The organism is Planotetraspora silvatica, assembly GCF_016863315.1.
Lineage (GTDB): Bacteria > Actinomycetota > Actinomycetes > Streptosporangiales > Streptosporangiaceae > Planotetraspora > Planotetraspora silvatica.
The window spans coordinates 1-14,893 of record NZ_BOOQ01000021.1; the positions used below are offsets into that span (position 1 = coordinate 1).

The following is a 14,893-nucleotide window of genomic DNA, read 5'->3' on the forward strand; positions in this document are numbered from 1 at the left end:
CCCGCCGAGTGGGCCCGCCGTACCGGATCGGTCACCGGCGGGTGTTCATCACGGGAAGTTCACCAGGTAGCTGGGAACCGTCGCCGTGCCCTGCGCCGGGCCTCCTGTGTTGTTGATGACGTGGGCGATCGTGCCGTTGCCGCCCAGGGATACGGTGAGCAGGTCGTGGAACTTCACGCCCGCGGCGGTCGGCGCCTCGAAGCCGCGCGCGGCCACGATCGAGGGATCGACGTTGAAGTAGCAGTAGCTGCCGAGTCCCCAGGCCTCATGGGTGGTCACGTTGCCGGCCACCTTGTAGGCCGCGTACCCGACGGTCGACCCGTTCATCCAGGAGCCCGCGTTCGGCGGGTCGTAGGGCATCTCGTTCTGGAAGAAGATCGTCCGGCCGCCCTGGCCGTTCCAGATCACCTCGTATTTCTGGTAGTGCTCGACGAACAGGCCGTAGGCCGTGACGTTGTTGCCGTTGACGATCAGGCCGGTGTCGGCGGGGTTGGTGGTCCAGCCGACGCCCGCGCCGTGGTCGGCGCGCCACGCCCAGATGTGGTCGATGATCGCGTTGCCGCTGTTCACCACGAGGCTGGTCGTCGCCTTGCCGGGGCCCGCGCCGCCGATCCGGAAGAAGACGTCCTGGATGGAGCTGGGGTTGGCGGCGTGCGCGGCCGACGACCCGTCCTGCCCGAGGCGGAGCAGCACCGGCGAGTTGACCGTGCCGGCGTCGAAGAGCAGTCCGGCGATCTTCACGCCGTCGACGTCGGAGACGCTCATCGGGACGACACCGTTGTCAGGGATGATCGTGGCGTAGCCGAGGCCGAGGACCACGGTGTCGGCCCTGGTCACGTTGATCGTCTGGTTGACGTGGTAGATGCCGGGGGTGAACAGGAGGTTCAGGCCCTGGGCGAGCGCCGCGTTGATCGTCGCCGCGCTGTCGGACGGCTTGGCGACGAAGAACTGGGTGAGCGGGATGGACGTGCCGGGAGTGGCCCCGTTGGCCCAGCTGGCTCCGCTCGAGTTCTGCCGCAGCGACGGGACGAACACCCGGTAGGCGCCGCCCGCGTCGAGGTAGAGGTACGGCTTCTCCCGGGTCACCGGGCTCTGGGCCAGCGTCGTGTACGGCGGGTTCGGGAAGCTCTGCGCGGGAGCGCCGACCACGCCCGAGAACACCATGTTCCATACCGCGTTGGTCCATCCGCCGATGTTGCTGTTGCGGGTGAACCACTGCTGCTGGGAGTACGGTCCGACCGTGCCGTCGATCTTGCTGTCGGCGATGTAGCCGCCGCTGGCCCAGCCGTAGCCCGCCGGTGCCAGGTTCAGCCCGCCGCGGACGTGGACGCGCCGGAACGGCGCGGCCTGCGACACCGCCCACCGGTCGGTGCCGTTCGACGGGACGATGGCCAGATTCTCGACGGAGCGCCAGAAGTTCTGGGTGGCGTTGCCGCCGAACCAGCCCGCGTCGACGGTGACGTCACCGTTGATCGTGACGTCGTCGGGCGACTGGCCGAGGCCGGCGATCGAGGTGTAGAAGCCGGTCTGGGCGTTGATGTTGTTGTAGGTGCCCGGCTTGAACATCAGCGCGTACCGCTGCGAGCCGAACTGGTTGGACTCCTGGGTGGCGAACACGCTGTTGAGCTGGCTCTGAATGGTGGCCGCGGGCTGGGACGGGTCGAAGACCAGCACGTTCGGGCCGAGCGGGCCGCCGCCCTGGATGGGGCCCCCACCGCCCCCGCCGACGAGTGTGCCGTAGACCTGGAACTCCCACAGGGAGTAGCCGTAACCCGTGTTGCGGACGGTTCCGTACATCCGCACGTAGCGGCCGGTCCCCGACACGGCCAGGGTCTGCGTGCCGCCCGTGCCGGTGGTCGTCGAGTAGACGTCCGTCCAGGCCGACCCGTCGGCCGAGACCTGGATCTTGAATGCCTTGCCGTACGCGGTCTCCCAGTTGAGCACGACGCTGCTGATGGTGGCGCCGGCGCCCAGGTCGACCTGGAGCCACTGCGGGTCGCTGAAGGCGCTCGACCAGCGGGTGCCCGTGTTTCCGTCGACCGCGGCGGACGCCGGCGTGCCGCCGTTCTCGGTCGACGAGGCGGTCGCCGGCTTGCCCTGCGACAGCAGTGTGTCCGCCGCGGCGGCGGGACCGATCGTGAGATAGGACGCGACCAGGGTGAGGGCCGCGACGAGGGTGGCGAGGAGGCCTAATCGGCCTGACCTGCGGGATGGATGCACTGCTTCTCCTCGGGGCGGGGGGCCGTCGCATGAGCGGCGACGGGCGGGGAGAGCGCTCTCTACCGGGTAGAGCGTGCACTTGTGCAGTCAAGGCTGTCAATACTTAATTTAACCCTTCGGCAATAGGGTCGACTTATCCGCGAAACGCACCGGCAAGCAGGCATGGCCAGGCAAGATCGCGAAAATCTCACGGTTCGGACGGCCGCGAATGACGGCGTCCGGGGACGTCAGGGCACTTGACCGCAGCTGGTCGAGGCGTGCGATGATCGCGCTCTCAGAGCCCGCCGCGGCCCGTTTCCGGCGCGCCGCACCTGGCGCGTTCCTGGCGGACCGTTACGGCGGACCGTTCCCGGCGGGCGCGTGAAGCGCTCCGGCCGCCGTCGGCCTCAGACCACCGCCGGCGTGCGCGCGGCGCCGCTGTCGCGCAGGAAGTCCTCCACCACGAGGGCCGCGGCCCCGAGCGCCACGGCGTCGGGGCCGAGGCTGCCGAGCACGATGGCGCCGGGCGGCAGCGGATGGACGAGGCAGTTCTCCGCCACAACGGCGCGGATGTCGTCGAGCCGGTGCCGGCCGAGCATGAGCCCGGCCCAGCCGCCGATGACGACCCGCTCGGGATCGAACAGATGGATCATGTTGGCCAGGCCGATGCCGAGGTAGGCGATGGTCTCGTCCACGACGGGTGAGCCCTGCTCCAGCAGGCCGGCCAGGGCCTTCTCCTCGTCGGCCGCGTCGACGCGGATCCCGGCGCGGTCGAGGATGCCCTCGGCGCCGGCGTACGCCTCCAGGCAGCCGCGCCCGCCGCAGCGGCAGGTCCGCCCGCCGATGGTGACCTTGACGTGGCCCAGCTCGCCCGCGGCGCTGGCGGCGCCCCGGTAGGTGGTGCCGTCGGTGACGAGCGTGGCGCCGATGCCCGAGCCCAGGAAGACGATCACCGCGTTGCCCGCGCCCCTGCCGGACCCGAACCACAGCTCGGCCTGGCCCATCGTCTTGGCCCCGTTGTCCACGAACAGCGGCAGCGAGGTGCCCTCGCGCAGCAGCGCCTTCAGCGGCACGCCCTCCCAGCCGAAGGTCTTCGCCTGGACGAGCCCGTCAGGACCGCTCTCCACGATGCCGGGCACGCCGACGCCGGCCCCGAGCACCTGCTGGGTGGTGACGCCGCCCTCCGCGAGGACGACGTCGATGCCGGCGAGGATGTGCCGCACGACGAGTTCGACCTCGTGCCTGGCCGTACGCAGGGCGTACTCGACCTTCGCGCGCTCCTTCATGTCGAGGTCGAACAGCTCGACGCGGACGTGGGTCTCGCCCACGTCGACCCCGACGGCGAAGCCGAACTCGGGGTTGACGCGCAGCAGGACACGGGGACGGCCGCCGTCGGAGTCGACCTGGCCGGCCTCGACGATGACGTTCTCGGCCAGCAGGTCACCCGTCATGTTGCTGACCGTCGCGGCGCTCAGGCCGGTGGTGGCGCTCAGTTCGTTCCGGCTCGCCGGACCGCCGAAGTACAGCGCTCGCAGCAGCACCGCCCGGTTGCCTCGCCGAAGATCGCGGACGGTCCTGCGCACGGGCCTCGTCATGCTGCTACCTGCCTCCCCTATCTGCCCGGACATGTTAGTTCAGGGTCCGAAACCAGTCATCAGCGGGCCATGCGTGCAGGCCGAATTCCGCCCGATTTCGAATAACGGAAAGCGTGACGGCGCGTCTCGGCCGCGTTACCGAAGCGTTTCCAAGAGAGGTCATGACTTTTTTTTACACTTACATTATCTTCTGATCACCCCCCAATGAGGAGAAGTGAGATGAGCCGAAAAGTCGCAGGAGCCGCTGCCGCCATAGCTCTGATCGCCGGGCTCACCGCATGCGGCGGTGGTTCCGACGCGGGTGACGCCCCCACTCTGACCTTCTGGATGTACCAGCCGCGCACGCCCCAGGCCGGCCAGATATACGAGGATCTGCGCAAGGGCTTCGAAAAGGCGAACAACGTCAAGGTCAAATACGTCCAGATCGCCAAGGACGACTACAACACCAAGCTGAGCAGCGCCATCGCGAGCGGCACCGCCCCCGACGCGGGCGTCCTCGACCAGCCGCTGGTGTCGCGTTTCGCGCTGGACAAGACGACCGTGGAGGTCCCCGCGGGGACCATCGACGAGAGCGCCTTCTACAAGGGCGCGCTCGACACCAACCTCTCCGAGGGCAAGCTCTTCGGCCTCCCGCTCGACCAGACCACGGTCGGCCTGTTCTACAACAAGAAGCTCGTGCCCACGCCGCCCAAGACCTGGGACGAGCTGAAGGCGACGGCCAACCAGGTGCACCAGGCCGACTCCAAGATCGCCGGCATCGTGGTGCCGAAGGGCGACGGCTACGGCGCGTGGATGTGGCCCGGCTTCGTGGCCGGCGCGGGCGGCGCGCTGACCGACGACGCGAGCAAGAAGGTCCTGTTCGACCAGCAGCCCGCGGTCGACACGCTGCAGATGTGGGTGGACCTGCTCCCCTCGTCGCCGCGGCAGATCACAGACTCCGACAACGCCTTCGCGAACGGCCTGGCCGCGATGATGATCTCCGGGCCGTGGGACGTCGCCACCATCAAGGACCAGTTCCCCGACCTCGACTTCAACGTCGCGCCCCTGCCGTACAAGACCGAGCCCGCCGGCAACATCGGCGGTGAGAACGGCGTGGTGTTCAGCACCAGCAAGAACACCGCCCTGGCGTGGAAGTTCCTGCAGTACATCACCAGTGACGCGAACAACGCGAAGTTCGCCGACGCCTTCGGCGGCTACCCGACCAACATCAAGGCCGCCGAGCAGACCGCCGCGACCATCGAGCCCCAGCAGGCGGCGTTCCTCGAGCAACTCAAGGTCGCGCACGCCCGCCCCGCGGTCCCGCAGTGGATCCAGGTCAACGACGAGATCATCGCCCCCGCCCTGGAGAAGGCGCTCAGCGGCAAGGCCACCCCGCAGGAGGCGCTGACCGAGGCCGCCGACAAGACCCGCAGCCTGCTCGGCTGGAACAGCTAGCCGAGAGCGCGAGGATTCTCCGTGGCAAATCCGGTGCAGGCCGACAGGCCCGCCGCGACGCCTGACCGGCCTGGGCGGCGACCCCGCCCAGGCTTCGGGCGCCGCGACTCCATCGTCGGGTGGCTGCTGATCGCGCCCGCGTTGGTCTACTTCGTCGCCTTCCTGCTCTACCCGGCCGTCGCCGCCCTCTACTACAGCTTCACGGACTGGAACCTCCGGTCCAGCCCGAGCTGGGTGGGCCTGGCCAATTACACCGACCTGCTGTTCGACGACGTGAAATACCCGCACTTCTGGAAGTCGGTGCAGGTATCCCTGATGTACACCGTGGTGGCCGTGCCGCTCACGCTGGTGGCCGCGCTCGGTCAGGCGCTGCTCGTCAACGCGATCCGCAAGGGCTCCAACCTCTTCCGGCTGTTGCTGTTCCTGCCCGTGGTCACCGCGGAGGCGGCGGTGGGCGCCATCTGGCGCTGGCTGTACGACCCCCAGTACGGGCTGATCAACGTCATCCTCGGGTGGTTCGGCGTCCCCCCGCAGAACTGGCTCAACAACCCCGACCTGGTGATCCCCGCGCTGGCGTTCATCGCGGCCTGGCAGTGCGGCATCTCGATGATCATCTACCTCGCCGGGCTGAAGGGCATCCCCCTGTCACTCAGGGAGGCGGCCATCATCGACGGAGCCGGGCCCGTGCAGCGGTTCCGGAAGATCATCATGCCGATGCTCAGGCCCACCACGTTCTACCTGCTGGTGACGGGGGTGATCGCGGCACTGCAGGTGTTCGGCCTGGTGTACGTGATCTTCTCTGCCGCCAACAAGAGTGTGACGGGCGGCCCCGAGCAGGCGGGCCTGACCTACGTCCTGCATCTGTACCTTTTCGCGTTCCGCTACGACGCGATGGGCGCGGCCTGTGCGATGTCGTTCATCCTGCTCGTCTTCATCATGATCATCACGGCGCTGCAGTTCAAGTTCGTCAAGCAGGAGGCGGCGTGAGGAACGTCAGGCTGGCGCCCATCTACATCGCCCTGATCCTCCTCGCGGCGATCTCGGTCGTGCCGTTCATCTGGATGCTCGCGACCTCGTTCAAGCACGGCCACGACGTCTACACGAAGGTGCCGAGCCTGCTGCCGCTCGACCGCAAGACCGGCGAGTGGGCTCCCACGCTGGAGAACTACGAGTACGTCTTCGACCTGAGAGGTCTCGGCACGGCGTTCCTCAACAGCGTGTGGGTCTGCCTGATCCTGATCCCGGCCAAGCTGCTGATCGACGCGCTCGCCGCCTACGCGTTCGCCCGCATCCCGTTCCCGGGGCGCGACAAGCTGTTCGTGCTGATGCTGGGCGGCATGATGGTGCCGACGATCACCCTGCTGGTGCCGCGTGTGTTCGTGACCCAGGAACTCGGGCTGTTCGACTCGCAGTGGGGCCTGATCGTGCCCAACATCGCCTCGGTGCTGGACATCTTCCTGTTGCGGCAGTTCTTCATGTCGCTGCCGGGCGAGTTGGAGGAGGCGGCGCGGATCGACGGCGCGGGACGGATACAGATCTTCTGGCGGATCATCGTGCCGCTGTCCAAACCGGTGTTGTCCGTCGTCACGATCACGAGCTTCATCTTCCACTGGAACGACCTCGTGTGGCCCCTCGTCGTGCTCAATGACCCGGAGAAATACACTCTGCCCCTGGCACTGCAACAACTCGCCACCGCGGAGGCCGGGCGCTCATACTACATCATGGCCGGCGCGGCGGTGGCGGTCATCCCCGTGATCGCCGTCCTCCTGGTGTTCCAGCGCCGCATCCTGCAGGGAATCGCGTTCAGCGGGCTCAAGAGCTGAACGCCGACCACGGCCTCAGCGCCAGATCACGAATGGGAGTGTGAGCGTGACCATCGAGGTCCGCGACGGAGTCACCGTCATCGACGGGCGGCCCCAGGTGCTCGTCACCGCCGACTATCCGTACTACCGGGACGACCCCGCCGTGTGGGCCGACCGTCTCCGGGCGATGCGCGACGAGCTGGGCATCGAGGTGATCACGAGCTACATCCCGTGGCGGCACCACCAGCCGGAGCCGGACTCGGCTCCGGACTTCACCGGCCGGACCCACGCGAGCCGGGACGTGGTGGGATTCATCGAGTTGTGTCACCGGCTCGGGCTGAAGCTCGTCGCCAAGCCGGGGCCCTTCATCCACGCCGAGGTCACCTACGGCGGGCTGCCCGACTGGGTCTGCCCGTCGTCGGATCCGTCGATCGAGCCGCTGCTCGACGCGGACGGTGCGGCCTCGTTGTGGTCCGACGGCGCGAACAGGGCCGGCCGGCCGCTGCCGGCCCCGTTCGGGCCGGTGTTCTCGGCGAAGGTGACCGAATGGTTGTCCGCGGTGGGCAAGCTGGTGCTCGACGGCACCACCCACCCGGACGGCCCGGTCATCCTGATGCAGATCGCCAACGAGGGCATCTACACCAACGGAGCCCGCGCCCTGTCGGCGTACGACTACAGCGCGTCGGGCCTGTCCTTCTTCCGCGACCGGCTCCGCGCCTGGTACGGCACGCTCGACGAGTACGACCGCGTGCACGCGACGACCTCGGGCAGCTGGGACGAGATCGAGCCGCCGCGTTCGTGGACCGGGGCGGACAGCCCCGAGCGGATGCGGGCGTACGCGGACTGGGGCCGTTTCCACGCCGACTACACGGCCGAGGTGTACCGCCGCTGGGCCGACGCGGTCGGCTGCTCCGTGCCGACGGTGGTCAACCTCAACCCGCCGACGGTCGAGGAACTGGACGACTGGCTCGCCCGGGTGCGGCCGGAGACCTGGCGGGACATCGCCTACGGGTTCACCAACTGGATGGGCGTCGTCTCCACGGACCCCGACTCCCAGGCGCGCTACGTCATCGCCGCCAAGCGGGCGCCCGGCCCCAACCTCGAGGAGAACTGGGGCTTCTCCGTCCTCTACGACCAGGCGTACTCCGACGCGACGACGAGCTACCACCAGACCCTGCTCGCCCTCGCCGCCGGAGCCACCGGGTTCAACGTCTACACGGGAGCCGGCACCTCCGGCTGGCTGCCCGACCTGGACACCGCGCACACTCCGCCGTACCCGGACTGCGCCCCGATCTCGGCCGACGGGTCGGCGACGGAGAAGGCGCCGGTCGTGCGCGTCCTGGCGGACTTCCTCGCCCTCCACGGCGAGGAGTTCCTGGAATGCGGCCCGGTCACCGGGGGGGCATTCGGGCTCTACGCGCCGTACGCCGGGATCGCCGCCTGGGCGGGACCCGGGCAGGACGGGATCCCGAGGTGCGGCGGTGCGCTGCGGGACTTCCACGACCGCATGCGCGAGGCGGGTCTCGACTACGCGCTCCTCGACCTGGAGACGGTGACGGCGGAACGCCTGGCCGCGCACGCGTCGGTGACGGTCCCCGGCGGGCCGTTCCTCCACCGCCACGTCCAGGACCTGCTCGCGGGATACGCCGCGAGCGGAGGCAGGGTGGTGCTCGACGGCCCGGCTCCGCACCTCGACGAGGACCTGCGCCCGTACACCGTGCTCGCCGACGCCCTCGGCTCCGCCGTCGGGACCGGTTCGGGTCCTGTGCCGGGCGACGTGCTGGAGGATGCCCCGGTGGCACGGGTCGTGTCGGGTCACGCGGACGCGTTCCTGCGGGCGCATCCCTCGCGTGACGTTCAGTACCTGACGGTGCTCGTGCAGAGCGACAACGACGGGCCGGTCCGGGTGGAGACCCCGCACGGCGTCGTGGAACTCCTGTCCGCCCAGGGCGGGGCCGCGGTGGTACGGCTGGCCGGCGGCGCCCTGGACGACTTCGTCGTCAAGGGGCTCAACGGTTTCCTGGACTCGGCCGTGCCGGCCCGCATCGCGATGAGCGACGCGGAGTCGCAGGCGGACCGTCCCGCCGACCTCGCGCGCGTCGGCGGGACTCTCCGCCTGCTGTTCTGACCACGGACAGGTGAGGGCCTCCGGGCGTGGTGTGAGCCGACCAAGGACTCACAACCGCCGGAGGCCCTCCGCCATGTCCGGGGGCATCCGCCGTGCCGCGACGAGGGCGCGCACACCGGCGAGGGCCTCCGGCACGGCCGCGCCTGATTCCGGTTCATGCCGTCCGTGCCGGCTTAGTGAACGGACGGCATGAACCGGCGTCCACCTTAGGGATGTCCGACCCGATTTATCCCTTTATTGTCGGAAATATGTCGGGCGTATTCCGTCTCGCCACCTGAGCGCGGCGAAAACCCGGCCCGCGGTGACCAGCCGCGGCGACGACCCTGCTCACGGTGACCGGCCCACCGCGAGCAGCCCACCGTGATCGGCCGCGCTGACCAGGCCGCACTGACGCATCGGTGAAACCCGTATTTATCGGGTGTCTCGCCTTCTCCGCTCCCCCACGCTGAGCGTGTTCGCCCCAACCGGAAGCGTGAAGGAGAGGAATCGCGGCCCATGGCGTACGACATCGACCCTGGAGGGCCTGCGGAGGAGGTCATCACCTGCGAGTCGGCACGCGAAGCCGGCGCCGCGGATGGTCGCAACCAGGCTCTCTACCAGGTGTTCATCACCGATCCCACATTCCAGCCCCCGTTCGTCGCCCGGATCTCGGCCTACTTCAACTCGCGCCAGGGCCGCCTGCTCATCGAGCGGGCAGAGGCCCTGGGCCTGATCGAGCGGGACGCGCAGACCTCGTCGGTGTCCCTCACCAAGAGGGTCAACGAACTACAGGCGATCAGCGGGGCGGTGAATCCCGACATCCTCGCGCTGGGGAAGGCCGGCGGGGCCTCGGCCGAGTCCTGGGGCGAGGTGCGGCCCCTCACCGTGGAGGAGGCCGACCAGGAGCGGATGGAGAAGAGACTCCGGCAGTACAACGCGGAGATCGAGACCCGGGTCACCTCCCTGTCGACGGCGAGCAACAACTGGCTGCAGTGCTGGACGTCCTTCCAGGAGAAGGCGCGCATGACGCTGGACGAGGCCAACGCCCTGGTCGCCTGTTACAAGGACGGCCTGCTGAATTCCCACCAGCACGCCGAGGAGATCGCGCGGCGGTGGCGGCCCCAGGAGTTCGCCCTGCGCGACACCTGGTTCCAGGACCCCACCGCGCAACTCCAGATCGCGATACCCCGTGGCGTCCGGGACAGCGTGAGCCAGGCCTGGGAGCAGTGGCTCGACCTGTGGCGCCGCGACCATCACCCCCACTCCCTCGAGAGTGGCGACTCCTACGACGGCAGGTGAGACCCCCATGCACATCCCGGCCACCGCACCACGCCCCGCCATCGCGGCCCTCGCGGTCGCCTTCGTCACCTCTCTCTCGTCGATCACCGGCTGCACGGCCGCGGACGCGAAGCCGACGAAGGCCGCCTGCGGGGCGGTCATCGACATCACCGGCTTCCGCGGGTACCCCCAGGCGGAGGAGTTCCTCAACCAGAACCTGCGCAACTTCCTGAAGGGCTGCGACTGGCTCGCGTACGCCGCGATCACCGGGAACTCCGAGGGGTCGCCGTGCCAGGCCTCGCCCGTCCCCCTGTACGCCCGGCCCGAGGAGAACCCCAACGACAACCCCAAGATCGCCGCTGCCGTCACCAAGGCGCATCTCGCCGAGGCCGTCACCAAGGCGAAGCACCTGCTGACCTGCGACGAGGACGACGCACAGGGGTCGGACGTCCTCGGCGGGCTCCGGGTGATCGCCGCCCAGGTCGAGGAGGCGCCCGACGAGGACATGGAGCGGCGCGTCGTCGTCTTCAGCGACATGATGAGCAACGTCGGCGCCCTCGACCTGTCCTCAGGCGACTACGGCGCCGAGGCCGCGCGGACGGCCAAGGTGAAGGAGCTGAAGGAAAAGAACCTCCTCCCCGACCTCACAGGCGCCACCGTCGACATCTACGGCTTCAACCTGCTGTCCGAACGGGAGCCGGACCGCGTCCCCCCGCTGAAGCTCCTCTGGAAGGCGATCCTCGTCGCCTCGGGGGCCGACGAGTCCAGCGTGAACGTCCACCAGTGATCCCTCAGCCGTCCCTCCGGCCTTGTGACAGATCGGAACGACCATGGCCATGAAGCAGACCGTCTCCCGTCAGCCCGCCCACGACGAGCCCCCCGCGCCTCCTCCAAGCTGGCGACCCGGTGCTATCCGCCTGCCGGACTGGGACAGCCTCAAGAACACGGCCGAGGCCAAGGGCGCCGACGACGCGGCGAGCCCCGGCTTCGACTCGATCACGTTGAAGACGCAGGGCTACGAGCCCCCGCACCTCCTCGTGCTCGACGCCCAGCGGCAGCTGGCCATCGACGACCTCAACGCGCAGCTCGCCCAGGAGGAGCTCGCCGCCCGGGCCGCCCAGGCGGCGCACGCCAAGCGGGCCGAATCCGTCGGCCACGACTACGCGCGGGCGAGAGCCGTACACGAGACGGCGCGTGGGCGGGTGGAACGCCTGGAGATCGGCCCTTCGCAGTGGCCCGGGGACGGCAAGCCCAGCTCGATCGCGCTCCGCGGAGGCTGGCGCGAGGTGCTCAAGCAGTGGGGCGTGCCCCTGCTCCTGCTCCTGCTGCTCCTCACCGTGGAGGTCCCCATCTACTACCAGACCTTCCTCATCTGGGGCGACACCACGACCATGACGTACGCGTTCGCCATCGGCGCGATCTTCGTGTTCGTCTTCGGACCGCATTTCTACGGCCGGAAGTTCCGGGAGTGGGAGGAGTTCCGCGGGTCGCGCAGGCACGCGGCGGACCGCGGCGGCGACCGCCGCGGCACAGAGCGGGATGGCGGGCGGCAGCGGCGCAGGGGCCTCGCCGGGCGGCCCGTCATCCTCTTCCTCATCCCGGTGATCTGGCTGGCCGCGATCGCGGCGGTCGCGGCACTGCGGCTGCTCCTGATCGACGGCGTGAGCTACACCGACTCGAACGGCGTGGAGCAAGAGGCGCCCTCACTCATCGAGGGGTGGGGGCTGATCCCGACCGTGATCCTCGTCTTCACTCTGATGATCTTCACGGCTCTCATCGCCACCGAACTCGGCCGCCGCATGGGCAACCCCAACGACCACGACCTCAAGGAGCAGCGCGCCGGGTTGCGCCGCGCGGCACAGGTCCTCAAGGCCGCGGAAGCACGCCAGGCCGAGTCCGACGCGTACGCGTCCGAACTCGCCCAGTACCTGTCGACCGCCCGGCAGAACCGGGACATGCACACGATGCGGATCGAGGGCGGCTTCGACCACCTCGAGACGATCTACATGGACGCGCTGATCCGGAGGATCGACGACCCCAAGGCCTCGCTCTACGGTCCCTCCGTCCTCGACAGGCATCAGCGGCGCCGGCACGACTACAACCAGTCCGACACCTGAGGAGACCCCCGATGGGTGTGAACCTTTCCAAGGGCGGCGACGCCCTCCTGTACGGTCCCGGCCTGACCAGGGTCCTGATCGGGCTCGGCTGGCAGGCCGCGGACACGACCGGCCGTGACGTCGACCTGGACGCCTCGGCGCTGATGGTCGGCCGCAACGGGCGGGTGCTCACCGACGAGCACTTCGTCTTCTACGGCAAGCTGACCAGCCCGGACGGCTCCGTCGAGCACACCGGCGACGACCGGACCGGGTCGGGCGCCGGCGACTGCGAGGTCATCCGGGTGGACCTGGAGGGTGTGCCCCCCCGGTGCGTGCGGATCGTCTTCACCGTGTCGATCTACGAGGGCGACCGGCACGGTCAGACGTTCGGCCAGGTCCGCGACGCCTACATCCGCGTCGTGGACGAGGCGACCTCCGCCGAGTTGGTGCGTTACGACCTCAGCGAGGACGCCTCCAAGGAGACCGCGGTGATCTTCGGCGAGCTGTACCGCCACAACGCCGAATGGCGCTTCCGCGCCGTCGGCGAGGGATACACCACGGGCCTGCGCGGCATCGCCGTCAGCTACGGGGTGGACGTGACCTCATGATCCTCCGCACTTTCGGCTGGTCCTTCGGGGTGACCGGACTCGGGCTGGTCGCGGCGCTCGCGCTGGGCGGCCCGGGCGCCCTGGCGCTGGTGGCGATCCTCGCCGTACTGGAGATCTCACTGTCGTTCGACAACGCGGTCGTGAACGCCCGGGTGATCGAGCGCATGAGCCGCTTCTGGCAGCGGATGTTCCTCACCGCCGGCATCGTGATCGCCGTCTTCGGCATGCGGCTGGCGTTCCCGCTGCTCATCGTGGGCGTCACCGCGCACCTGAGCCCGGGCGAGGCGATCGGCCTGGCGCTGAACGACCCGGCCGAGTACGGCAGGCGCCTGCACGAGGCCCATCCGCTGATCGCGGCCTTCGGCGGCATGTTCCTCCTCATGATCTTCCTGGACTTCGTCTTCGAGGAGCGCGAGTTCGCGTGGCTCGCCTGGCTGGAGCGCCCACTGGCGAAGATCGGCAAGCTCGACCAGTTGTCGGTCGTGGTCGCCCTGGCCGTTCTGTTGTCCGCCACGTCCGTCGCCGCGAGCGAACCCGGCGGGGTCCTGGGCGCCGGCGTGCTGGGCATCGTCACGTATCTGCTCGTCAACAGCCTGGGAAAGCTGTTCGAAGCGGGCGGCGCCGACTCGGACGACGCCGGGACCGTGGACAGTTCGGCGGGCAGGACGGTGGGCAACGCGGTGGGACGGGCCGGGTTCTTCCTGTTCCTCTACCTCGAGGTGCTCGACGCGTCCTTCTCGTTCGACGGGGTGGTCGGAGCCTTCGCCATCAGCGACGACCTCCTGGTCATCGCCCTCGGCCTCGGGATCGGGGCGATGTACATCCGCTCCCTCACGATCTTCCTGGTCCGGCGCGGGACGCTGAACGAGTACGTCTACCTCGAGCACGGCGCCCACTGGGCGATCGGCGTGCTGGCCGCGATCATGCTGATCGGGCTCGGCCATGACGTGCCCGAGATCGTGACGGGACTCATCGGCCTGGCCTTCATCGGCACCGCGATGCTCTCCTCCACCCTGCGCAACAGGCGCGTGGCCGGTGCCGCCGGCGACGGACAGGACCTCGCCCGCGGAACCGTGCTCGCGGGCGCGCCCGCGAGTTCCGCCGACCCGGTCGGCACGCTCAACACCGGGACCCCCGGCCGGAACTGACCGGCCGACCGAAGTGCCGCGGGGGACGACCGCGGCGGAAAGGCGGGACGGCGATGGAGAACTACCGGGTCGTGCTCACCAAGGAGGCACCGAGGATGTCGCTTCCCGCCGAGGCCGGCCGGATGCGCGTCACCCTCAACTGGAACGCCGCCGGGCCCACCCCCATCGACCTGGACCTGTGCTGCCTGTGGGAGTTGGCGGACGGCTCACGCGGCTGCGTCCAGGCCTTCGGCGGGAAGTTCAGCGCGCCCCGGAACGCCGCGGTCCCGGTGATCGCCCACGACGGCGACGAGCGAAGGGGCGGTCCCGAGGGCGAGAGCATGACCATCGACATGTCCCAGGTCGAGCTGATCCGCCGGATCCTCGTGTTCGCCTACATCTACGACGGAGTGCCCAACTGGGCGGCCGCGGACGGTGTCGTCACGGTCTATCCGGTCAGCGGGCCGCCCGTCGAGGTCAATCTGGACGAGTCCGACCCGCGGGCGCGGGTGTGCGCCATGTTCCTGCTGCGCAACGTGGGCGGCGAACTCCGCATCCGCAGGGAGGTCCGCTACTTCACCCGCGGCCACCGGGCGATGGACGCGGCCTACGACTGGGGGCTCACCTGGGGGCGCGGCCGCAAGTGA

12 protein-coding genes are annotated in these 14,893 nt (G+C 69.3%); 10 read left to right on the top strand and 2 right to left on the bottom strand.

Annotation, left to right across the window (positions count from 1 at the left end):
* Positions 1-48: 48 nt before the first annotated feature.
* On the bottom strand, positions 49-2,220 hold the full coding sequence (locus Psi02_RS15850; protein WP_203974826.1) for a discoidin domain-containing protein: 2,172 nt from the start codon (positions 2,218-2,220) through the stop codon (positions 49-51).
* Between the two features lie 386 nt (positions 2,221-2,606).
* Complete coding sequence (locus Psi02_RS15855; RefSeq protein ID WP_203974828.1) at positions 2,607-3,794, bottom strand: ROK family protein; 1,188 nt, start codon at positions 3,792-3,794, stop codon at positions 2,607-2,609.
* A 219-nt stretch (positions 3,795-4,013) separates the two neighbouring features.
* Here Psi02_RS15855 and Psi02_RS15860 point away from each other — a divergent pair, with 219 nt between their 5' ends.
* The 10 genes from Psi02_RS15860 to Psi02_RS15905 all read left to right on the top strand — a co-directional run bounded on the left by Psi02_RS15860 (position 4,014) and on the right by Psi02_RS15905 (position 14,893).
* Positions 4,014-5,228, top strand: coding sequence for an ABC transporter substrate-binding protein (locus Psi02_RS15860; RefSeq protein WP_203974830.1), 1,215 nt, complete (start codon positions 4,014-4,016; stop codon positions 5,226-5,228).
* A gap of 21 nt (positions 5,229-5,249) precedes the next feature.
* Positions 5,250-6,215 carry a carbohydrate ABC transporter permease gene (locus tag Psi02_RS15865; RefSeq protein WP_203974832.1) on the top strand — a complete coding sequence of 322 codons (966 nt, stop codon included), beginning with the start codon at positions 5,250-5,252 and terminating at the stop codon, positions 6,213-6,215.
* On the top strand, positions 6,212-7,051 hold the full coding sequence (locus tag Psi02_RS15870) for a carbohydrate ABC transporter permease (protein ID WP_203974834.1): 840 nt from the start codon (positions 6,212-6,214) through the stop codon (positions 7,049-7,051). Before Psi02_RS15865 ends, Psi02_RS15870 begins: the two co-directional genes overlap by 4 nt.
* A gap of 46 nt (positions 7,052-7,097) precedes the next feature.
* Positions 7,098-9,158, top strand: a complete 2,061-nt coding sequence (locus Psi02_RS15875; protein WP_203974836.1) for a beta-galactosidase — start codon at positions 7,098-7,100, stop codon at positions 9,156-9,158.
* A gap of 495 nt (positions 9,159-9,653) precedes the next feature.
* A complete protein-coding gene (locus tag Psi02_RS15880; RefSeq protein ID WP_203974838.1) occupies positions 9,654-10,436 on the top strand; it encodes a hypothetical protein in 783 nt (260 codons plus the stop codon).
* Positions 10,437-10,443: 7 nt separating this feature from the next.
* Complete coding sequence (locus tag Psi02_RS15885) at positions 10,444-11,202, top strand: hypothetical protein (protein ID WP_203974840.1); 759 nt, start codon at positions 10,444-10,446, stop codon at positions 11,200-11,202.
* Positions 11,203-11,245: 43 nt separating this feature from the next.
* Positions 11,246-12,532 (top strand): hypothetical protein, encoded by a 1,287-nt coding sequence (locus Psi02_RS15890; protein WP_203974841.1) that lies wholly within the window; start codon positions 11,246-11,248, stop codon positions 12,530-12,532.
* 11 nt (positions 12,533-12,543) lie between these two features.
* Positions 12,544-13,119 (top strand): TerD family protein, encoded by a 576-nt coding sequence (locus Psi02_RS15895; RefSeq protein WP_203974843.1) that lies wholly within the window; start codon positions 12,544-12,546, stop codon positions 13,117-13,119.
* On the top strand, positions 13,116-14,267 hold the full coding sequence (locus Psi02_RS15900; protein WP_203974845.1) for a DUF475 domain-containing protein: 1,152 nt from the start codon (positions 13,116-13,118) through the stop codon (positions 14,265-14,267). The genes Psi02_RS15895 and Psi02_RS15900 overlap by 4 nt, the downstream gene beginning before the upstream one ends.
* A 53-nt stretch (positions 14,268-14,320) precedes the next feature.
* Entirely contained in the window at positions 14,321-14,893 is a 573-nt protein-coding gene (locus tag Psi02_RS15905; RefSeq protein ID WP_203974847.1) for a hypothetical protein, read from the top strand.